The organism is Massilia pinisoli (assembly GCF_024753285.1).
GTDB lineage: Bacteria > Pseudomonadota > Gammaproteobacteria > Burkholderiales > Burkholderiaceae_D > Telluria > Telluria pinisoli.
Genome location: NZ_JANUGW010000020.1, coordinates 61,809 through 83,255, shown reverse-complemented (window position 1 = coordinate 83,255; position 21,447 = coordinate 61,809). Strand labels below are relative to the sequence as shown.

At 71.9% G+C, this 21,447-nt stretch carries 17 protein-coding genes; 8 read left to right on the top strand and 9 right to left on the bottom strand.

Going from position 1 to position 21,447, the window contains the following annotated elements:
* Nucleotides 1-22 precede the first annotated feature (22 nt).
* Entirely contained in the window at nucleotides 23-1,165 is a 1,143-nt protein-coding gene (locus NX784_RS22350; RefSeq protein ID WP_258818897.1) for a metallophosphoesterase, read from the bottom strand.
* Between the two features lie 197 nt (nucleotides 1,166-1,362).
* Between NX784_RS22350 and NX784_RS22345 the strand changes: the two genes are divergently transcribed.
* Nucleotides 1,363-1,836, top strand: coding sequence for a glycine zipper domain-containing protein (locus NX784_RS22345; RefSeq protein ID WP_258818896.1), 474 nt, complete (start codon nucleotides 1,363-1,365; stop codon nucleotides 1,834-1,836).
* Between the two features lie 752 nt (nucleotides 1,837-2,588).
* On the opposite strand, the gene NX784_RS22340 is transcribed toward NX784_RS22345, so the two are convergent.
* Nucleotides 2,589-2,936, bottom strand: a complete 348-nt coding sequence (locus NX784_RS22340) for a hypothetical protein (RefSeq protein ID WP_258818895.1) — start codon at nucleotides 2,934-2,936, stop codon at nucleotides 2,589-2,591.
* Between the two features lie 90 nt (nucleotides 2,937-3,026).
* On the opposite strand from NX784_RS22340, the gene NX784_RS22335 reads away from it, so the two are divergent.
* Genes NX784_RS22335 through NX784_RS22320 form a run of 4 tightly spaced genes read left to right on the top strand, consistent with a single transcriptional unit; the run spans nucleotide 3,027 to nucleotide 8,482 of the window.
* Complete coding sequence (locus NX784_RS22335) at nucleotides 3,027-4,004, top strand: protein kinase domain-containing protein (protein WP_258818894.1); 978 nt, start codon at nucleotides 3,027-3,029, stop codon at nucleotides 4,002-4,004.
* Entirely contained in the window at nucleotides 4,001-6,331 is a 2,331-nt protein-coding gene (locus NX784_RS22330) for an FtsW/RodA/SpoVE family cell cycle protein (protein WP_258818893.1), read from the top strand. Before NX784_RS22335 ends, NX784_RS22330 begins: the two co-directional genes overlap by 4 nt.
* The gene (locus tag NX784_RS22325; RefSeq protein WP_258818892.1) at nucleotides 6,301-8,025 is read left to right on the top strand and encodes a hypothetical protein; all 1,725 of its coding nucleotides are present in this window, start codon (nucleotides 6,301-6,303) and stop codon (nucleotides 8,023-8,025) included. The genes NX784_RS22330 and NX784_RS22325 overlap by 31 nt, the downstream gene beginning before the upstream one ends.
* A 7-nt stretch (nucleotides 8,026-8,032) precedes the next feature.
* Nucleotides 8,033-8,482: an SH3 domain-containing protein gene (locus NX784_RS22320; protein ID WP_258818891.1), complete on the top strand. Its 450-nt coding sequence runs from the start codon at nucleotides 8,033-8,035 to the stop codon at nucleotides 8,480-8,482.
* Here NX784_RS22320 and NX784_RS22315 read toward each other — a convergent pair.
* Nucleotides 8,456-8,938 (bottom strand): GNAT family N-acetyltransferase, encoded by a 483-nt coding sequence (locus NX784_RS22315; protein ID WP_258818890.1) that lies wholly within the window; start codon nucleotides 8,936-8,938, stop codon nucleotides 8,456-8,458. The genes NX784_RS22320 and NX784_RS22315 overlap by 27 nt on opposite strands.
* Before the next feature lie 122 nt (nucleotides 8,939-9,060).
* On the opposite strand from NX784_RS22315, the gene NX784_RS22310 reads away from it, so the two are divergent.
* From NX784_RS22310 to NX784_RS22300, 3 genes are all read left to right on the top strand, one after another.
* Nucleotides 9,061-10,329: an MFS transporter gene (locus NX784_RS22310; protein ID WP_258818889.1), complete on the top strand. Its 1,269-nt coding sequence runs from the start codon at nucleotides 9,061-9,063 to the stop codon at nucleotides 10,327-10,329.
* 41 nt (nucleotides 10,330-10,370) lie between these two features.
* Entirely contained in the window at nucleotides 10,371-11,357 is a 987-nt protein-coding gene (locus tag NX784_RS22305; protein WP_258818888.1) for a PP2C family protein-serine/threonine phosphatase, read from the top strand.
* A gap of 135 nt (nucleotides 11,358-11,492) precedes the next feature.
* On the top strand, nucleotides 11,493-12,989 hold the full coding sequence (locus tag NX784_RS22300; RefSeq protein WP_258818887.1) for an FHA domain-containing protein: 1,497 nt from the start codon (nucleotides 11,493-11,495) through the stop codon (nucleotides 12,987-12,989).
* A gap of 226 nt (nucleotides 12,990-13,215) precedes the next feature.
* Here NX784_RS22300 and NX784_RS22295 read toward each other — a convergent pair whose 3' ends face one another.
* From NX784_RS22295 to NX784_RS22270, 6 genes are read right to left on the bottom strand one after another with little or no spacing between them, the layout of a single operon-like run.
* Nucleotides 13,216-15,447 (bottom strand): bifunctional serine/threonine-protein kinase/formylglycine-generating enzyme family protein, encoded by a 2,232-nt coding sequence (locus NX784_RS22295; RefSeq protein ID WP_307736092.1) that lies wholly within the window; start codon nucleotides 15,445-15,447, stop codon nucleotides 13,216-13,218.
* Nucleotides 15,444-17,495: a hypothetical protein gene (locus NX784_RS22290; RefSeq protein WP_258818886.1), complete on the bottom strand. Its 2,052-nt coding sequence runs from the start codon at nucleotides 17,493-17,495 to the stop codon at nucleotides 15,444-15,446. Before NX784_RS22290 ends, NX784_RS22295 begins: the two co-directional genes overlap by 4 nt.
* Before the next feature lie 32 nt (nucleotides 17,496-17,527).
* Nucleotides 17,528-18,529, bottom strand: coding sequence for a hypothetical protein (locus NX784_RS22285; RefSeq protein WP_258818885.1), 1,002 nt, complete (start codon nucleotides 18,527-18,529; stop codon nucleotides 17,528-17,530).
* Nucleotides 18,526-19,560 carry a hypothetical protein gene (locus NX784_RS22280; RefSeq protein WP_258818884.1) on the bottom strand — a complete coding sequence of 345 codons (1,035 nt, stop codon included), beginning with the start codon at nucleotides 19,558-19,560 and terminating at the stop codon, nucleotides 18,526-18,528. Before NX784_RS22280 ends, NX784_RS22285 begins: the two co-directional genes overlap by 4 nt.
* The gene (locus NX784_RS22275; RefSeq protein WP_258818883.1) at nucleotides 19,557-20,117 is read right to left on the bottom strand and encodes a hypothetical protein; all 561 of its coding nucleotides are present in this window, start codon (nucleotides 20,115-20,117) and stop codon (nucleotides 19,557-19,559) included. The genes NX784_RS22280 and NX784_RS22275 overlap by 4 nt, the downstream gene beginning before the upstream one ends.
* Entirely contained in the window at nucleotides 20,110-21,381 is a 1,272-nt protein-coding gene (locus NX784_RS22270; protein WP_258818882.1) for a hypothetical protein, read from the bottom strand. The genes NX784_RS22275 and NX784_RS22270 overlap by 8 nt, the downstream gene beginning before the upstream one ends.
* Nucleotides 21,382-21,447: the final 66 nt, after the last annotated feature.

Below are 21,447 nucleotides of genomic sequence, written 5' to 3'. Positions count from 1 at the left end.
GCAGCGGCCGCGGCCGGCGCCGTCACACCCGGCCGGGCACGAGGCGCACGAGCGTGATCTCGGACGGCGCGCCGAAGCGCTTCGGCGGTCCCCAGTACCCCGTCCCGCGGCTCGTGTACACCCACAGCGAGCGCACACGGTTCAGGCCGGCCACGAACGGCTGCTGCAGCGGCACGAACAGATTCCACGGGAAGAACTGGCCGCCGTGCGTGTGCCCGGACAATTGCAGGTGAAAGCCCGCGTCGGCGGCGGCCGGCGCGCTGCGCGGCTGGTGAGCCAGCAGGATGCGCACCGCGACGTCGTCCGGCGCACCGGCCGCGGCCTGGTGCGGATCGCTCTTGTGCGTGGGCTCGAAGTGCTGCGCCGTGTAATCCGTCACCCCGGCGATCATGAGGGTGGCACGGCCCCGGCGCCGGATCACGTGCTCGTTCATCAGCACGCGCAGGCCCAGGCGGCGCACCTCGGCCACCCATTGCTCGACGCCGGAATAATACTCGTGGTTGCCGGTCACGAAGAATGTGCCGTCCGGTGCGGACAGGCGCGCGAGCGGCGCCGTGTGCGGCGCGAGGCGCTGCACGCTGCCGTCGACGAGGTCGCCCGTGATGGCGATGGCGTCCGGCTTCAGCGCATTGACCTTCGTGACGATGGCGTTCAAGTAGGGGCGGCGGATCGTCGGCCCGACGTGGATGTCGGAAATCTGCGCGATCGAATAGCCGTGCAAGTCCTCGGGCAGGCCGTCGATCGGCACCTCGACCTTGACGACGCGCGCCACGCGGCGGGCATTGATGAAGCCGACGAACGTGACGGCGAGCGCCAGCAAGGGCACGGCGACGGCGCTGCCGTGCGTGAGTGCCGGGCCGCCGGCGCCCGCGACCAGCGCCACGAGCAGCACGACGTCGCGCACGAGCGTCAGCACGAACAGCGACGAAAACAAGCCCATCGCGAGCAAGCCGGCCCACGTCAGCGATTCCGACCAGCGAGTGCGCCGCAAGCTGGGTGCGACGAGACCGATGCGCACGAGCACGGCGGACGCGGCCAGCAGCACCGTCCCCGCCAGCATCTCGACCGGCCCCGCGCCGAGCCCGGGCAACAGCCGCAGGCCGATGTACGCGTGCAACAGGACGAGAATGGCAAGAATGGAAACGAAGGAACGTCGGCGCGCCATGGTGAGTCGGGACAGTCGATGATTCTTCCAAGATGGGGTGGGCTGCGGCGAGTGCAAGCCCCAATGTTACCGTCGCGGAAGCAGATGTAATAATCTGTATTAACCCGTGGCACTGTTCTGCGCCCGATCTATGATGCTTGCATGCCTGGCGTAGTCGTGATCATCCCGATCCCCCGTTGAGGCGCAAGGAACAAGCCATGTTGAAGAACAAATGCATTGGTGCCATGCTCCTGGCCGCAGCTGCCGTGTCCTCCACGGCAATGGCTGACGATCGGGGAGTGAACACGGTCGTGGGCGCGCTCGCGGGCGCCGCCATCGGTGGTGGCGTGGGTGGCCGCAACGGTGCCATCGTCGGCGGCGTCATCGGTGCCGCGGTCGGCAACTCCGCCCGCACGCGCGACGATTATTACTACAACAATAACCGCGGCTACGCCTACTCGGGCGGCGGTTATTCCAACGGGTATTACCAGCAGGCACCGGCCTATGTCGAGTCGCAGCCAGTCTACGTGGAATCGCGTCCGGTGTACGTCGAGTCGCGCCCCGTGTACGTCGAACCGCAGCGTTATTACTACGACAACCGTCCAGACGTCGTCGTCGTCGAACGTCGCGGCTATTACGACCACGACCGCGGCTGGCATCACGGCGGGGGCCACGGCGGCTGGCGCCGCTGACCATCGCCGGCAATCGAACAAACCGCGCCTCGTGCGCGGTTTTTTCATACGTGTCGCGGACTGGACCTCGGTCGATCGCGCACGGTCGACGAGATTGCTTGGTCTATCAAAACCCGGCTTGCCAGGAGAGCACTACGGGCCGTACGCTGCGTCTTACGAACGACCTGGTTCGGCCAGGCGCGGCCGCCTGAAGCACGCTGGAGGACAAGGCTGTGAATCATGAAGATCAGGGCGAACGCTTGTCACCCAAGTCGCCAGTCGTACCCATCCTCCTCGGATCTGTCGCTGCCTTGATCACAGCGGGTGTGGTGTCATGGTCCACACCAGATGGCAACCTCGTCGTTACTTCCGTGCCAGCGCTGGCAGTTGGACTGACTGTCTTCGGACTTGCATTGCGGCGCGTCCGGCGCGGCGGGTCGAAATGACTTGACGAATCCGCCCCTGAGTTCAGAGGACGGCGCGGCAGGACATACCCTCATCCTCGGTGGATCCGTACCGTTGAAGGTTGAGTGGCGCACTGACTCGAAGCTGCATCTGAACGGTCTCGGGGCCGCCAGGGTATTCCTGCAATCGCATTCCGCTGCAGGCGTCTCGCTCAGCTATGGCAACTGAGTGATAGGCCGTCAGCCTCGAGGAACATCTCACGCTTGCGCATGCCGCCTGAGCGACGGACGGGCACCCTCCAGGCTTTCCTCTCGTTGCCCAGCCCGCCCGTCGCTTCGCGGTATGTCGCGCCGCTTCGTGCGGCCTGCTCAATCGTCGAAATCCTCGGCAAGATTCTTCCAGCCCCGGCTCTTGGCAAACACGGCAAACTCCTCGGGCGCCTCGAGCACGATCAGGCGGCTTTCCTGCAAACCGGGGTCGCTGTGGCCGAAGTCCGGCCCCTTGTAGCCGACGCTGCGCAGCCGGTCGATGATCTGGCGCACGAGCACGGCGTCCTTGTATGCGCCGGGATCGAGCCTGGCGGCAAATTCCACGTACACGTCGATGATCCCGTAACCCTCGTCGAAGATGCGGATCGCCTTGACGTCGAGGGTACGGCCGTTGCTGTCCTTGGCCTGGAACGGGCCGGACAGCTCAATGTCGGAATCGGTAGTCATGGCGCAAGCATACCATCGCGGCGTGCCGTCCCGCTTTTTCCTGCCCCCCGCTAAGCCCCGGCACGCGGCGTCGCCGCCATCGGAGGACACATGGTCGAAGCAGGGGACATCATCACGTTGACGGCAGGCAGCTGGCGCCTGCAGGCGCCGCTGGGCGGTTCGAGCTACGGGCAGGTGTGGCGCGCCGCGTCCGTGCTGGACGGCACGCCGGCCGCCGTCAAACTTGTCAACCGCACGCAGATGGATCTCGCGCCGCAACCGCAGCGGGCCGCATGGCGCGCTGCCTTCGAAGCGGAGATAAACTTCCTGCGCGCGCTGCAACCGTGGGACCAGCGCCACATCGTGCGCCTGCTCGACAGTGGCGCCCACGACGGCCAGCCCGCGCTGGCGCTGGAATTGCTGGACGGCGACCTCGCCGGCCACCTCGCTCGGCGCCGTGCGCGCGGCGCCGGCCCCGGTCTCGCGCAGGCGCTGGCGTGGACGGCGCAGGTCAACGCCGCGCTGGCGAAAGTCCATCAATACGGCTGGCGCTACCTGGACCTGAAGCCGGCGAATCTCCTCGTCGATGCCCACGGCACCACGCTGAAACTGGCCGACTTCGGCACCAACCGCACGCTGCAGGACAGCGCCGCCCACGCGTATGCCGGCACGGCCGCGTGGCAAGCGCCGGAACAGTTCTTTCCCGACGATGCGGGCCGGTACCGGACGGATGCGCGCAGCGATTATTTCGCGCTGGGTGCCCTGCTCTATTCGATGGTCGCCGGCGTCCCGCTGCGGTTCTGCGCGGCCTGCGCCGACGCCTATCGCACGCACGGCCCGGCGGGCGCCACCGCGTTACGCGCCCGGCACGGCGGCGCGCTGCCCGCGATCCTCGCTCCCGACGAAGCCGCGCGGTTCGCCGGCCACGCGGGGGCGGGCGGCCACGACGCGGCGCTAGCCCTGCTGCGCACTCTCCTGGCGTCGCGGCCCGAAGGAAGACCACGCCACGCGCTCGAGATCAGCCGCCTGCTCGCGCGTGCCGCGGCCGGCATCGACGGAGTGTCAGCGCCCATGCGGAGCGCGGCATGACCCGCGCGCTCGCCGGCGCGGCACTCGCCGCCCTGTGCGCGCTGCAGGCGCTGGCGCTGCTGCGCGCGCCCGCCGCGTGGATGCCCGCGCAGGTCGACGTCGCGCTGGCCCATGGCGCCGGCGTCACTCTCGACCACGCCGCACTGGGCGCGCCCGGAGGCGACGGCGGCCAGTTGCGCATCAGCCGCGCCGCGGACGGCAGCTGGTGGACGGCCGACGACGGCACGGGACGTCCGCTGCTCGTACTGGACGGCGAGCGCCGGCGCCGCAGCGGCAGCGTCGTGCTGGCGCCGGGACAGCGCTTCCAGCTGGGCGTCCTGCAGGCCGACGTGCGCGCAGCCGATGCCGACGGTGTGTCCTTCACGGCCGGCCGCACCGCGTGGCACTACGACGGCGCCGTGCTGCGCCGCGACGGCGTAGCGCAGCCGACCTGCCCCGACGCCCACCTGGGCACGCGTCTCGCCGGGCTATGGAACCGCATCGCGCCCCGCGCACTCGCATCGGACCGTCCCCTGCTCTTCGGCGGCAATCTCGATTGCGGCAACCGCATCGCCATCGCCGGCCTCCCTCTGCACGCCGCGACCGTCGCGCGCAGCCGCGACGACGGCGGCGTCGTGCTCGCTGCGACGCCCGGCGTGCCGCTGCTGCTGACGGACGGCGGTCGTGAAGATCTGCTGGCCGGCCGCCCGGTGCACCTCGCCGCGGGACAGACGCTCGTCGCCGGCCGCACACGCCTCGCGATCGCGGAGGCGGGCGACGTCCTGCGCCTGCATCCGGGCAGCCACGTCGGTATCTACCCGGACGCGCAGCGGCGCCTGCCGCCCGGCGTGACGTGGACGTGGGTCGCACGCGCGTCGTGGACGTTGCCCCGGCAGGCGTGGACGCCGCTGCTGGCCGTCGCTGGCCTCGCCGGTGCAGGCGCGTTGGCGGCCGCCATGCTCGCGAACGCGCGGGCACGGGTACGCGCAGCCGCAGCGGCCGGCGCCGCACTGCTGCTGGTCGGCGCCGGTGCCGTGCTGTTCTGGCTGCAGCGCGGCGGCGCGCCCGCGGGTGCGGGCATCGGCCTCGCCGTCGCATGGGCCGCACTCGCATTCGCGCTGCTGGCACCACGCCGCCTCGCCCCCGTACTGGCCGCGGCGCTGCCGCTGCTGGCCGTCGGTCTGCTGGCGCAGCTGGACCTGGGCCTCGGCGCGCCGGACACCGCCTGGCTGCGTCACTTCCACAAGACGGCCGCGCTGCTGGCGCTGGGCACGGGCGGCGCCGCCCTGGCACAGATCGCCCGTCCCGCCCGTCCGCCGGCGCAAGCGCACATCGAAGCGGCGCTTCTGGTGCTGACGTGCGCCGCGCTCGTCGCGCTGCTGCTGCAGGTCGCGTACGGCGACGAGACGGGCGTGTTCGACTTGCAGCCCGTCGAATTCGCCAAGCTGGCACTGGCCGCGCTGTCCGCGCACTGCCTCGCGCTCGCGTGCGCGGACGGGCCCGCGCCCGGCGGCGCATGGCGGCGCGCCGTGCGGCTCGCGGCACCCGTCGTGCTGTTCATGCTGCTGCTCGTGGTGGCGCTCGTGCAGGTCGACGACTATTCTCCCCTCGTCCTGCTGGCGCTGTGGGTCGGCACGATGATGCTGGCGCAGTCGCTCGCGACGCGCCGTCGCGGCACGGCGCTTGTCCTGGCCGGCGGCGCCGTCTGTGCCGTGCTGGCCGTGGCGCTGCTGCGCGGCGCGGGCGCCGATGGCATCGCGCGCTGGGACTTCTATGCCGACCGCTTCCTCGTCTGGCTCGACCCCGGCACGCATCCGCACACGGGCCAGCAATTGCTGTTGGGCGCGCGGGCCATCGCGCAAGGGGGCTGGCGCGGCGCGGACGGCGCGTTCGGCCTCGCGGCACTGGGCCAGGGCCCGGGCTTCGCACTGCGCATCCCGGCCGTGCAGGACGACTTCGCCGCGTCGTTCTTCCTGCAGCGCCACGGCCTTGTCGCTGCCGTCGGCCTGTGGCTGCTGCAGGCGCTGTTCCTCGCGGCGCTGCTGCACCTGGCCGTGCGCTGCTGGCTGATGGCGGGCCGCGCGCGCGACTTCCGCATCGCGTGGCTCGCGCGCCTGCGCTGCTTCTTCCTGGCCGGCGGCGCCGCGTTCGCGTTCGGCCACTTCCTGCTGTCGTGGGGGACGAATCTCGCGATCTTCCCCGTGATGGGCCAGCCCATGAGCTTCCTGTCCGCGGGCGGCTCGCACCTGCTGTTTTTCATCTGCCCCCTGCTAGGTGCCGCTGCCGCCAGCAGCCAATCTTTAGAGGAGAACGAATCATGCCGGTCTACGTCCAACATGAAGCCCTAGGCAAGGTGGGCGACGTCTTCGATGCCCACGCCATCTGGCAGTCGCCCGGCCTCGCGCTGTTCGCGCGCCGCCCGCTGCTGCGCGACCTGCTGGAGCGCTCGCCGCGCGAACACCGCGGCCACGCCGCCACCCGCTGCTTTTCTCACATCACGCTCGTGCTGCCGCAGGAAGAAGTCGACGACGACCGCCACCTCACGCGCGGCGCCCGCGTGCGCGACCTCGCCCAGGGCCTGGCCACGCTGCACCAGAAGGACTTCGGCGACCTGCTGCACGGCGAGGACGTGCGTTACCAGGTCGTCGGCGCCGACCGCCTGGAACCCGGCGAAGTCGAGGTCAAGTTCGGCCATGCCGTCTACCTGCCGGCGCCGGGCGAGGCCGTGCAGTACACCGTCAGCGTGTCGCGCGACAGCGCCGTGTGGAAAACCGTCTGCCCCATCTACCCGAACCAGCGCCTCACATTGATCGGCCACGACGAGCACGAGGCGACGTATGCCGCGCCGGGGTGGCCGTTCGGCGAGGAAGGCGCCGTCCTCCTCATCAACGACGGGCCCGACGCGCCGCTCGAAGTGCAGGTGCGCCCGAAGGATGCGTTCGACTGCAGCTGGGATGCGAACGCCGGCTACTGGACGATCAGGTCGCGCCGCGGCGCCGTCGACGCGAACGGCGCCGCCGTGCGCCTGCTGCTGCGCGTGACCCCGATGCGGGCGTGTGCGGCACAAAGCACCCCGGCCCGGCCGACTGCACCGTTGCCGGCCGCGCCTGAGCCGAGCGCCGCACGCCCGGTCGCGGCGCGGACGACGAAGGCCGCATCGGCTGCCGCGATGGCGAGCGCCATGGCAACGACGGCCGCCGTTCCGGCGGCCGCGGCGCCGGCGGCCGCGGTGTCGGCCGGCGCGGGCTCTCCTTCCGGCGCAGCCGGTGCGCGCCCCGCCGTCTGGAAGCCGCGCACCGTGCCCGACCCCGAACTGACTGCCGTCCCGCTCGCACGCGCGCCCGCGGAGCAACCGGCCGGCGCGGAGCTCGACGCAACGTACGCCCCCGTGCCGCGCCAGCGCGTGGCCCTCGTCGCGCTGGCGCTGCCGCGGCTGTCGCGCTACCGAGAGACGGGCGCGCAGGCACTGGAGATCGGCTTGAACCGCGCCTTCATGCCCGCACCGCTTGCGCGCGACGCCGTCATCGCGTTCGCCATCGACGACCAGGACTCGCTGCAGGCGATCACGCCGGCCGGCCGCGAACAGATCGCGGTGCCCGCGACGTTCAGCCCCGTCGACGGCGTGCGCCTGGAACTGGCCGCCTGCGCGCCCGCGCTGGCCGACCGCTATTGCGCGCTGCTGCGGCTGCCGCAACCGCCCGTGCTGCCGGTCGCCGCCGGCGCCCGCTTCACGTTCGGCCGCGCCGCGCCCATGCTGGCCGCGCTGCGCGTGCTCGACTCGCCCCGCTTCCTGAAGCACGCCGCCGGCACGCCGCCTTCGAGCGCCGACCGCCTCGGCCTGTCGCGCGCCGCGTTCAGCTTCGAAGCGGGGCCGGACGGCTGGCGCATCGCACGCCAGTCGCCCACGCAGGCCTTGTACCACCTGGACGAGCAGCTGGCATTCGTCGCCGCCATCGAGGACGCCACGCCGGAGCAGCCGTACCGCCTGCCGGCCGGGCACCACCTCGTCGCGGGCCATTACGTGTTGCGCTTCGATGCCTGAGGTGACCATGCCACCGTGGATGCTCACGACGCTCGTGTGGGGTGCCGCGTTGGCCGCGGCGCTCGTGCTGGCCGCATGGTGCACGCCGCGCGGATGGTGGCGCAGGCCCAATCTGCGGGCGCTGGCCGTGGTGGCCGGAGGCACGGCGGCTTTCGGGCTGCTCTTGTCCGCGCTGCTGCCCGCCGCGCCGACGCACGCCCCCGTCCCGCTGGCCCTAGCGCCACCGGTGGCGGGGCCGGCGCAGGGCGCACGCTACCGCGTCGCCGACGACCTGAATCTGCGCGAAGACCGCGGCGTGCGCGCCGCGCGCATGCGGGTGCTGCCGGCCGGTACGATCGTCAGCACGACGGGCGCGACGGATGGCGACTGGTGGCGCGTGCGCGCCAAGGTCGGCGGGCACGACGTGGAAGGCTGGGCCAGCAGCCTGTGGCTACGCCGTACCGACGAGGGGCAATGACGCAGGAACGACGAGGCGCATCGGGTTGTAGCGCACCTGCGCCACCTGCATCGGCGCCGTGCGCTCGAACCCGAGCGCCTCGTAAAACGCCACGGACACGTTCGATGCGTTCACGGTGAAGATGCCGGCATGGCCGGGCGTCAGCGCGGCCGCGCGCGCGGCCTGCCACAGCGCCCGCGCGATGCCGCGCCGCTGGTACGCTAGGTCGACGAACAAGTGGAACACGTGGGTACCGCCGCGCACGCCGATGAATCCGGCCAGCACGCCGTCCACGATGGCCGCGTGGTAGACGAAGCCGGCGTCCAGGTTGCGGCGCAGGCCGGCCGCGTCGTGTTCGGCGAGGAAGTGCGCCGCGTCGGCGGGCGCCGACTCGTGCAGGATGAAGGCTTCGGCGGCGCGGCGCAGCACGGCCGCGGCGGCGGGGATGTCGGCGGGTTCGAAGAGTCGGATGTGCATGGTGCGGTCAGCGTGGTCGAAACGGCAAGATAGCATGGCCTTGTCGAACCGTCACGTTGGGAAAACGACGCGCCGCGTGCCGTCGCGTTGACCCGGCCCGGTGGCGCCCGTAGACTGTTGTGATGACGAAACCTAGCCTCGCCTCTCCCGCCCCGGCCCACGCGGGCACCGCGGCCCCGGCCCGGCGCAAGGTCCCGCTGACGCAGCCGCTGCGCCACGCCCGCTATCGGCGGCTGTGGTGCGCCAATCTGGTCTCGAACCTCGGCACGTGGATCCAGACGTTCGCATCGGCCTGGCTCATCGCATCCAGCTCGCACTCCGCGTCCATGACGACGCTCGTGCAGACGTCGACGTACATCCCGATCTTCCTGTTCGCGCTGTTCGCCGGCGTCGTCGCCGACGCCGTGCACCGGCCGAAGTTCCTGTTCTTCTGCAATCTGTTCATGGCCGCGTGCGCGTGCACGATGGCAGGCCTCGTCGCGAGCGGCCATGCGCCGCACACTGTCGTGCTGGCGCTCGTGTTCTGCCTCGGCTGCGGGTCGGCGTTCATGTGGCCCGCGTGGCAGGCCGCGCTGTCCGGGCTCGTCGAACCGGACGAGGTCGAGGCGGCGGCCACGCTGAACAACCTGTCGTACAACACGGCCGCCATCATCGGCCCGGCGCTGGGCGGCGTGCTGTTCAAGCTGGTCGGCCCCGGTCCGCTGTTCCTCGTGAACGCCTTGTCGTTCGTCGGCCTGCTCGCGATCTACCGCGCGTGGTGGCGCGAAGGCGGCGACCACGTGCGACCGTGCGCGGGCTATGCGGCACGCCTGCGCGAAGGCTTGGCCATCGCGCTCGGCTGCCCGCGCTACCGCCGCATCCTGCGCAACGTGGCGACCGTGTTCTTCGCCACCATCGCCTTCGCCGGGCTGCTGCCCGTGTTCGTGCGCGACGTGCTGCACATGGACGCCAGCGTGTTCGGCACCTTGATGGGCAGCCTGGGTGGCGGCGCCGTCATCGCCGCCTTCTTCCTGCCCGCCATCCGCGCCCGCGTCGACAAGACGAGCATTCTCGCCGGCGCCCTCGTCGTGTACGGCACGATGCTGGCCGCGATGCCGTTCCTGCACACGCTCGCGCTGCTCGTGCCGCTGATCGTGGCCGGGGGCATGGCCTGGTCCGCCGTCGTCTCGACGTTGAACGCCGCCGCGCAGTTGTCGTTCCCGGTCGCCGTGCGGGCCCGCACCCTGGCCATCTACCTCGTCGTGATGGCGGGCGGCTACACGGCCGGCAGCCTGGTCTGGGGCCGCATCGCGGACGCGATGGGCGTGCGCTTCGCCATGGCGGCGGCGGGCGCCTGCGTGCTCGTGAACGCGGCCGTATTACTCACGGGTGGACGCAAAAACTCCATCTAATCGATGCTTAGCGAAATGGCATGTCCGGTTAAACTAGCGGCATGCCGACATCGTCCCCTTCCGTTTCCGTCCCCGCCTGGATCACCGGCCTGCGCTTTCCCGGCCTCGACGTGGCCGCCTGCTCGCGCCTGGGCGCGGGCCCCCGCCTGCGCGCGGAAAACCAGGACAACCTGCTGCTGATCGACGTCGACGGCCAGGCCGCATGGCTGCACGACCAGGTCCCGCAGCGGCGCCGCCTGCCCGGCTGGCGCGCCGGCCACGCGCGGCTCGCCGTGCTGGACGGGATGGGCGGCCATGGCCACGGGCGCGAGGCGGCGGAAGCCGTCGTCGCGGGCCTGCTCGCGATGCCGCCATGCGCGGACGGTGCCGACCTCGCGCGGCGACTGGACGCCCTGCACGCCGACCTGCAGCGCCATTTCGCCGACGCGCCCGGTCCCCGTCCCGGCACCACGCTGACCTTGCTGGAATGCCGTCCGGACGCGCCGCCGCTGCTGTACCACGTGGGCGATTCGCGCCTGTACGAGATCACGCCGGCACGGGCCACGCCGCTGACGGTCGACCACGTGCCGGCCACCGCCTACGCGATGGCGGGCCTCGTGGGCGAAGCCGACTGGTGGCAGCAAGTGCACGGCGAACACCGGCCGCAGGTCGCGCAAGCCTTCCTGCTCGGGAATGCGTTCGCCGATCCCTCGCGGCTGAACGACCCGCTGTTCGAATTGTCGCCGCTGAACCTGCCGTCCTGGCTGTGCCGCCTCGCGGACCGCCGCCCCATCGAACTGCGCCCCGGCTGCTCGTACCTGCTGGCGACGGACGGGTTATGGTCGTGTTCCGACCCGTGGGGCTGGGTCGGACAATGGCCGCAGCTGCTGGAAGGCAGCACCGACGCGGCGACGATGCTGCGGGCACTGCTGGCGGCCTATGACGCCCATCCGGCCGCGTTCTTTTATCCGGACAACGTGACGGCGATCCTGCTGCGGGTTCCGGGCGCCGCCCACCCGCATGACGAGACGGCATTGCCGGCCACCTGATCGTTGCAAATGATGCATATAGGAAAAAAGTCTTGCCAGAAACTGAATTCCGCGCGCCGCGCTCGGCTACAATCGCGTAAGCTGGCGCCGCCACCACCGTCCACGGCATCCCTTTACTGTTGAGCCAATAAGCCCATGAAGCGTTGCAGCAGTCCCGACCATCCGCATTGCACCGTCTGGGTCGCCCCTGGCGACGCCACGTGCGCGCACGGTCACCGGCAGCACGCGGGCGCGATCGACCTGCTCGGCTCCAGCTACGACCTGCTGCAACGGGTGCGCACCGCCCATCCGTCCGTGGTTACGCCGGAAGTGCCGCGCACGGCGCCGCGCCCGCACCTGCACGTCAGCGGCTTCGACCCGCGCGCGGCCGGCGGCCGCCAGGCCATCAAGCTGGAATTGCGCGGCATGCCGGACGACGTGCCCCCACAACTGACGGTGCTGCTCGACTCGAAACTGTTGCCGGACGACGGCGGCCGCCTGCAATTCCACCGGACACTCCGCGGCGACTGGCGGCCCGTGTTCGTGGAATTCTCGTCGCGCGGCCGCGAGCACGGCCAGTACCGCGTCGACGTCGAGCTGCACGCGCGCCATCCGGAACAGCCGGCGCTCGCGCGGACGTGGGTGGCGACGCTCGTACTGCTGGTGCCGCGCCCGGACGCGTCGCTGGGCGAAATCCACCAGACCTATCTCGCCACGCACAAGAACGTGCGCATCAGCGCCGACGACGCCGCCATCGCCCGCGTGCACGGCCTGGCCGGCGGCGGCGCGATGGACATCGACATCCACGCGCGCAATGGGTCGATCGCCCAGCTGCACCTGGACGCGGCGGCCGGCGGCAAGGTCGCCGTCGCGCTGCCGACGATCGCGTGGGACGAGGACCTGATCGAAATCGACATCCCCGCCGAGCGCGCGACGCATCCTTGCCCCGCTAGCGCCGCCTGCCTCGTGTACGCGGAACCGGATGCCGGTGCGCAGCGGCACGTGCGCCTGTTCGCGCTGGACGAGTGCGTGCTCGGACGCTGGGAACCGTCCGGGGCCGAGGCAGACTTGCTGCTGGAACACTATGGCGAGCACGGTCCCGAGCGGGACGGCCTCACGCGCCGCCTGTCCGCGCGTCACGCCATCATCCGCCCGGCGCGCGGCGGCTTCGACATCGAGGACGTGTCGCGCTATGGCCTGCTGCTGGACGGCGTCTGGCCCGGCAAGCACGTGCCCGTGCCGCTCAGGCTCGGCATGCGCATCGAGTTGACGGCCAGCATACGCGGTGTCGCGACGTTCGTCGTCACGGCGCTGTACCCGCATGCCGTGACCTTGCACCGGGTGGACGCGGGCGGCGCCGCCGAATGCTTCGTGCTGCTGGCGCCCGGCGTGGCGCCGGCGCCGGTCGGCACGGGCGGTACGCTGCCGCGCGCGGCCGGCATGCCCATGCTGTTCCACCGCGACGGCGGCTTCTGGCACATCGACCCGGCCAGCGGCCAGCAGAGCGCACTGAGCCCGGCGACGGCGCTCGAGCGCCTCGCCCGCTTCACGGGCCGCGTGCGATTCACTGCCGAGCCGCGCCCCGAAGACGCAACGGCGCAACGCCGCGCGGGCGAGCGCCGCCGCGCGGCGGCCCGCCTGGCCGCGTCCTGAACGATCGGATCACGCTTGCCCGGATCAACCCGGGCGCAGGATCAGGAAGATCAGGGCCGCGCCGGTCAGCAGCACCGCTTCCAGCGACAGCACGATGAACGGGATCTGGATGTCCTTCGGGATACGCATGACAGCCTCCTGAATGGCGCGGCGCCGCGACGCCGCGGCGCCACATCGGCATTATGCGCCCGTGCCCGGCCTTGTGCGCGTGTATCGTGCGCCGCCGCTACATCAGGTCGCGCACGACCCGGAAGCCCACGATGTCGTTCGACAACGCGGCCGAAAAGCCGTTGCGCAATGCCGAGCGCAGGTAGCGCGGCGTGTACAGCCACGAGCCGCCGCGCAGCACGCGGCGCGCCTGGTCGCCGCCGTCTTCCCACGCGCTGCCGTCCAGCGGCGCACCGTCGTAATTGTCGTGCACGACGTCCTGCACCCATTCCCACACATTGCCGTGCATGTCGAACAGGCCCCACGGATTCGCGGCGAACGCCCCGACCGGCGTCGTGCCGCGGCGGTACTCGCCGCGCGGGCCGCCGTTGTACGTGAAGTTGCCGTCGTAGTTGGCCTGGTCCGGCGCGATCGTGTCGCCGAACGAAAACGCCGTCTTCGTCCCGGCGCGGCACGCGTATTCCCACTCGGCCTCGCTGGGCAGCCGGTACGACTTGCCCGTCACCTCCGACAACCAGCGCACGTAGCGGATCGCGTCGAACCAGTTGACGCCGACGACGGGATGCCGGTCCGTCTGCGCGAAGCCGGGCGCGTCCCAGTCGACTTCCCCGCTCGAGCGCCAGCCCGTCGCGGCGACGAACAGGCGCCACTCGCCCACCGTGACGGGATAGCGGCCCATCGCGATGGGCTTCTCGATGCCGACCCAGTGCTGCGGCAGCTCGCGTGCGAGCCACGCCGGCTGGGAGCCCGCCGCCATCGCGATCTTGCGCTCGTGCTCGGGAGAACCCATCTGGAAGCGTCCCGTCGGCAGCAGCACGAGTTCCGGCCCCTTCTGCCCGGCGTCGCCGAAGCGGTCGCGCAGCACGCCGTCCGTGTCGGCCACGGGACTCGCGGGTGTGGGCATCAGCTGCGTGAGCTCGGCCTGCGCGCGCGCCGCCTGTTCCTGGCGCGCGCGCTTCTGTTCCGCGATGTACGCGGCGGCGGCCTTGGCCTGCGCGACCTTGCGCTGTTCCTCTTCCCGTTCCAGCCGCGCCTTCTCGACTTCGGCCGCGCGCCGTTCCAGCAATTGCCGGCGCAGCGCTTCCTTGCGGGCCGCCCGCGCCGCCTCGGCCTCCGCCTTCGCCGCCCGTTCCTGTTCACGGCGCTGGCGTTCCAGCTCCGCCTTGGCCGCCGCATCGAGCCGTGCGCGCTGCTCCGCCTGCGCTTGCGCGACCTTGCGTGCCTGTGCGTCGCGCGTGGCCTGCTCGGCGCGTGCACGGGCCGCATCCGCTTCCGCCCGTTGCGCCGCCTCGGCCTGCGCACGCATCTCGTCCGCGCTCGGTCCCTGCGCCGCACGGAGCCGGGACAGCAGTTCCGTCACGCTGGCGGGACGGTCGTCGGGCCGCGCCGCGAACCCGGCCCGCAGCACGCCCCACTGGGCCGCGTTCAATGCATCCGGCCGCGCCGGCGCGGCGTCGGGCAGCGCGCCCGTCAGCATCCGGTACAGCATCACGGCGACGGCGTACACGTCGAGCCCCCGCGTCGGTGCGCCGCCGCCGGCCTCCGGTGCGCGATAGCCCGCCGTGCCGGACGTCGCGGGCGCCTCCAGCGCGGCGCCGCCCGCCCGCGCCCGCGCCGCGATGCCGAAGTCCAGCAGCTTGACGTCGCCGCCGCGCGCGACGAAGACGTTGGCAGGCTTGATGTCGCGGTGCACGAGGCCGTGCCGTTCCCACGCGTAGTCGAGCGCGGATGCGACCGGTGTCAGCACGGCGAGCGCCCGGCCGAGTTCCAGCGGCCCTTCGCGTGCAAGCACCGTGTCGAGGTCCTCGCCGTCGAGGCATTCCATGATGATGAAATAGCTGCCCGTCGCAGGGTCCTGCGCCCAGTCGTAGACACGCACGATGTGCTGGTGCGCGAGCTGGCGCGCGCGCGCCGCCTCCTCGATCAAGAGCTTCGCGTGCAGCGCATTTTCCGTGAACCGCGGCGGCAGGATCTTCAGCGCCACCTGCGCGCTGTGGCCCAGTTCGGCGTGCGTGGCGAGGTCCGTCGCCTGCCACACCTCGCCCATGCCACCCTGCGCGATCAGGCGTTCCAGCCGGTAGCGCCGATGCGCCGGTCCCACTTCCTGCGTGGCCATCAGGCCGATTTCCGTGCCGGCGCGCGCGGGGGTGGCGGTGTCCACCGGCGCGTCGGCCGGATAGGCGACGTCGAGGATCGCGTTCTTGCGGCTGTCGAACTCCTGGCGGCTCAGCAGGCCGTCCTCGTGCAGCGCGCGCAGTTCGCGCAGCTTGTCGATCGCCGTGTGCATCATCCCCGCGCCGGCAGCGGCGCGCCGCAGGTGCCGCAGAAGCGGTCGCCCGGCTGGGCGTCCGCATGCCGGCATGATTGTCCCGCCGCCAGCGCGGCCGCGCCCGCGACGAGGCTAGTGCCGAGCTGCGCCTGCGTGGCCAGCGCCGTCTTGTTGACGTCGTTCTGCAACGTGAGCAGGTCGAGCTGGTGGCGGCGTTCCCGTTCCAGCTCGGCGTCGCGGCGCTCGCGTTCGCGCGCCACGTGGTCCTCGGCCAGCCGCAGCGCCTCCTGCGGCGACATCGACGCCTGCGCGGCCAGCTGGTCCGCGCTCATGTCGGCCTGCGTACGGACCTTCAGCACGTCGGCCAGCAGCGCCGCATTCGGTGCCGGCGCCAGCACGAGCTTCGCCGCGTCGTCGACGGCGCCCAGAGCCTCCATGCGGCGCAGCTCGTGCGCGCGCTCGGCGGCCAGGCGCGCGGCGTCCAATTCGGCCCGCGCCTCCTCGCCTTCCAGCGCGACCTGCTGGTGCGAGCGCGCCAGCGCGGCGTCGGCCTCGATCGTGCGCAGCAGTTTCTGGTGCTGGGCCAGCGCGTCGGCCTGGTCCCCTTCGCGGCGCAGGGAGCCTATGCGCGCCGCGCCCTGCGCGTCGTCCCATTCGAGCGACCGTTCCGCGCTGCGGCGGCGGGCCGCATTCGCCAGTTCGAGGAGTCGCAAGCGGCCCGCGTGTTCCTCCGCATCGATCTCGCGCGCGCGCCGGGCCGCGTCTTCCTCGACCAGGTGCAGCCGTGCCAGTTCCGCACGCTGGCGCGCCGCGTCCTCGATGCCGCGGGCCTGCTCGATCTTGTTGCGGATCTGCTGCTGCAGCAGCTGGTGCGCGAAGCGCTGCGCCGCCACGGTGCGCGCCTGCGCGGCGTCCTCGCGCGCGACGGCCACTTCCTCCTGCATGCGCACGGCCGCCAGTTCGCGCAGGTGGGCCCATTCCGCGTCCTTGTCCGCACGGGCGCCACGCTTGGCCGCCAGTTCGTGCTCGAGTTCCGCGACGAGGTCTTGCGCGCCGCGCTCGATCGCCTGCTTGCGCGTGCGCGACTCCACGATGCGGCCATACAGCTCGATCTCTCGCGCGCGCAGCGCGTGCGCACGCTCGGCGTTCTGCAACGTCGTCTCCGCACGCTCCAGCCCAGCTTCCTGGCGCAGCGCGGCGCGCCGGTTGGCAACGCGCGCGTCGCTTTCCTCGCGGGCGATGCGGCGCCACTCGTCCGCCGTGTACAACTCGTCCAGCTGGCGCGCATGCTCGACCTTCACCCGCTGCTCGTCCGCGGCGAGCCACAGGGTACCCAGACGCGTGCGGTTCGCGTCGAAACGGTCGTGCCGGAGCGCGAGCGTGTCCACGCGCACGATCGCGAGGCCATACTCGGCCAGCAACGCGGCGAGGCCGCCCTGCAGATGCTGGTCGAGCTCCGGCCGCAGTTCGCGCCGGCCCGCCATCTCGCGCAGGGAGCGCGCGGCGACGAATTCGGCGGCGAGCTGGCGCACGGGTTCCTGCAGCAGCTCGCGCAGGTGCTCCGCCTTGACGGTGCCGGGCATCGTCATGAAATGGCGCGCGAACGCGGGCACGCTCTCGATGCGCACGGACAGCACGAGCTGCGCCGACACGGCAAGGTGCTCGCTGCTCGCGAGGCCGTCCAGCGCGAATTCCACCGGCAGCGCGCCGCTGCGCGTGACGAGGATTTCCGCGTGCTGGTCGCGCAGCAGGTGATTCAGCCGCGTGAAGAAACCCTCGATCTCGTATTCGCCCTGCGGCACTTCTGTGGCCTGGTCGCCCTGCAGGATGTAGGCGCGCGCCGTGGCGGGTACGCGCAGGGTCTTGACGAACACGCCGGACAGCGCGCGCACGCCGAAGAACACCGCGAGTTCGTCCGGGCCGGGCACCCAGCGGTTCTCGACCAGTACCGGGGCATGACGCGGCGTCCCCAGCATCAACCCGCAGGCGGCGCAATAGCCGTCGGCGGCCGCATACGCGTGCGCGCAGCGCGGGCAGCGTGCCTCTTTCGTGCCGAACATCCGCAACATCGTCGACTCCTTCCCAGTTCCCAAAGCCTACCTCAAATGATCCCGATCCGCTCGACGCAGGCGACACTCGCGCCACGCGCCCGGACCTCGTCCACGAACCCCTCCGGCAACCCGGCCTGCCACGCCTGCGGCAGCACGATGCGGTCGCCCGGCCCGATCTCGCGCAGCAGCAGCGCGCATTTCGGGACGATGCCGTCGACGGCGTCGACACGGCCCGTGTGCCAAGCGTCCGATGACCCGGTCGCGAACAGGCGCGCGCGGGGCAGGAATTCGCGGCCGCGCGCGATGCGGTCCGCCAGTACGAGCGCCAGCTCGTACGAGCGGCCCGCGAACGCGGCCTCGCTGAACTTCACCGTCGTGCGCCAGCGGCCCAAGGCCCGGCCGTCGAAATGGCGTGCGCCGGCCAGCGCCTGACGGACGGCGAGCTGGCGCGCCGCGTCCGCGCCCGGCACGGCGATCGTCTGTTCCTCGTCGACGGGCGCGGCGTCCGGCGCGAGCGGATGGACGCTCACCTCGACCCAGCCGAGACCGTCGTCCGCGCCGCCGCCGTGCAGCGGGAACCATGCGCGCGCGCTGGACACGCGCGCGCCGGGGTCCGGATGGCCATCCAGTTGACCCAGGTGCGCGAGGCCGTCCGGCCCGCCCAGCAAGGCGTCCGGCGACGCGTCCGCCACGTCGTGGCCGTCCACACGTCCAAGCTGCCACGCATCGGACCACCCGTTGGCGACGACGTCGCCGCGCCCGTGCCACACGCCGCGCACGATGCGGTCGGCCAGCACGGCGGCCAGTTCCCAATCGCGTCCGGCGGGTGTCCGGTCGACACTCAGCACCACCTGATCGCGGCTGTCGAGCGTCGCTTCCGTGTGGCGCGCGAGGCGCACGACCTGCTGCATGCGCTCGGCGCAGCCCGGGTCGCCAGGCACCGTGCACTTGACGTCCGCGCGGCCCGCGCGCTCGCGCCGCGTCGCCGTCACCGTGAGCAGCGTGCCGTCCGGCAGGCGGCTGCGGCGGATCGCCTGCTGCGGGGCCGTCATGCCGCCTCCCGCGCAACGGCGGCGGCACGCCGGCCGGCGCACTCCGCTTCGAGGTTCGCGACGATGCGCTCGGCCTCGTCGTACAGCGCCGCCAGTTTGTCGTCGTCCGCGCCGTCGAGGCGGGCCAGCAGGGCCCACGCTTCGTCCAGTGCGGCCGCGGCGCGCCGGCTGTGGCGCATGCGGCGCAGTTGCTCGTCGGCCGCCAGCGGCTGGCCCGGCGCCGCCAGCACGAGCGCGGGCATCGTCGTGATCTCGACGGACACGCGGTCCAGGCGCTGCAACAAGGCCTGCTGACGGCGGAACTGGTCCTGGCCGGACGGCAGCGCGCCGAGGCGCAGGCCACACATCACGCACGGCAGTTCCAGGAACAGACGGCGCAGCGCCTTCGCGTCCGCCAGCGCGGGTTCCACCGCTTCGACGGCGGCCGGCTGCGCTGCGAGCACCGACGTCCCGGACGCGCGGGCAGCCAGTTGGGCCGCGTAGTCGACGTCGTCCAGCTCCGCGGGCACGCAATCGTCCACCGTCAGGCCGAAGCGCAGGTACAGCAACTGGTTCAAGCCCAGGCGGAACGCATTCCACTCGTCGATGCCGCAGCACGGCGGCAAGTCCAGCGAGCCCTGTGCGAGCGCCGCGCGCACGGCGTCCTGCACGGCGGCCGCGAGCAGGCCCACGTCGATGCGGCCTTCCCCTTCGGCGGCCAGGTACAGGTCGAAGCGCTTGCCGGCCGGCGCCGGGTCGAGCGGGTCGATGGCGAACGTCGTGCGCAGGCCGATCTCCGGCGCCTGCGCATACGGGACGATCGTGATCGTGTACGGCCCCGGGTGGAAGGCCCAGGCCAGTTCGCCCGGACGCAGCTCGACCTTGCGCCCGGCCGGCGTCGTGGCGCGGCGCGGACGGCCGTCGCCGTCGACGATGACGACGGGGCAGCCCGGCGGCACGCCGCAGTCCGGCTGCAGGGGCACGGCGACGGCGGTGCTGCCCAGGGCGCAGGCGTCGGTGGCGGGCGCGGGGCGCTTAAAAAATCCCATCATGGCGTACCGGTCTCCCGCGGTTCGACGGTGAAGCGGGCGCCGTGCGCCTGCAGGTGTGCGCCGGGGGCGGCCGCGAAGGGCCAGGCGGCCTCGCATTCGCCATCGGCATCGAGTTGGCCGGCGAGGATCTCGGCGCCGGCGCCGTCCAGCACGCGCAGCGGCGCGCGCGCCGCGAGCAGCGCGGGCGCGAACGGCGCTTGCGGCGCCAGTTGCAACACGGCGCGCCAGTTGCCGTCCGCGGCGACGAAGTGCAAGGTCCACCAGCCGTCTTCCGTGACGACGGCGTCGAGCGTTCCGCTGCTGGCGGCGCGCAGCACGCCGCGGCTACCGCGCCATGGGGCGGTCGCCGCGCGCCGCTCGAGCGCCAGGTGGCGCAGCCGGCGTACGGTCAGCGGCGACGCTTGCAGTGCGGCCCGTTCGCCCGCCGTCAGCGGCCGGCTGCCGTTCAGCGCGGCGGCCAGCGTGGCGTCGTCCAGCATCAGCCGGTCGCCCGGCGTGCGGGCGTCGAGCAATCGGGCTTCCTGCAGCCGTCGGAACGTCGTGTCGTCGCTATGCATCGCTTCCTCGCTTGTCGTTGAAGGCCTCACCCAGCCGGGCGATCGCGGCGTCGCGCCGCCGGCGCAACGTCGGCAGCGAGACCTCGGCCAGCGCCGCCAGCTGGTGCATCGTCGGCAGCGCACCGGTGGCCGGGTCGCGCCAGGCGTCCGGATACGTGTCGTCGTCCTGCCCGAGCAGCCGCGCGTACACGGCCAGCCGCACGGGCAGCCCGTCGTGCGCCAGCAGGCGCGCAACCTTGCCGTCCGCCGGGTCGGCCGCCGCCGCTTCCCTTGCATAGCCGGGGGGCAGTGAAACAGCCAGCGCCAGCGCTTCCAGCCGCGGGTCGTTCCAATCCTCGGCCGGTACGTCATCCGGTTCCTGCGCCTCGGCGTCGAGGGCATCCTCGCGCGCTTCCAGGATGCGGTCCGGGCCCGGCGTCGCAGCCAGTTCCGATTCCTGCAGTACGCGCCAGTAATCCTCGACCCAGGCCGACGCGTCGTCCTGGTCCTGCAGCCAGTCTTCGTCGCGGTTGCCGGACAGTTGTTCGTAATCGCCGATCTCACGCAGCATGGCGCCGATCTTGTCCGGACTGTCCTTCAAGCCCGCGAAGCGTTTCGAGCGCGTGTGCAGCGGGCCCGGGCCGCCGCCGAACGACTCGAGCGACGCGCTCCAGCGCAGGATCCACTCCGGGCGACAGTCCCCGATCGTGCGCAACTGGCGCACTTCGATGGGCGCGGCGCCGTCGTCGATGGCGCGCCCGAGGATCGCGCCGACCTGCTCCCGGTGCGCGCGCCAGTTGCCGAACAGGCGCGCCACGTCGTGGTACGCGGTGTCCAGCATGCGATAGGCGTAAATGCGGTTCGGGCTGCACGGGCGGCCGCAGGCGGCCTGGTAATTGTCGGCGTCGACGCGGTCGCGCAGCACGGCGTACATGTCATTCACCTTCTTGCGCAGCAGCGCGTCCCCTGCGGGACCCGACGCCACCGCCGCGCAGAACGCGTCCCAGTCGGCCGGCCGCACGCGCAATTCCACGACGAGGGCCACGGCCAGCTCGTACACGGTGTCGCCATAGCCGTTGCCGGCCGCGCGGGCGCGCGCGCCGTGCCGCTGGGCCAGCAGCAGCGCGGCCATGCGGTCGACGTAGTCTTCCAGGGCGTCGGGACCGGGGCGCACAGCAGCGGCAGCGCCAGCGGCGCCGCGCAGCGCGGCGAGCGAGCACTGTCCCAGCAGCTTGCGCACTTCCTCCCACCCCGGTTCCTGGTACCGGGTTCCCGGCAAACGCATAAATCCTCTTCGATGGCTGGTCCACAATGACAGGACCGTAACAGATCATGCCATAGAAACACATCG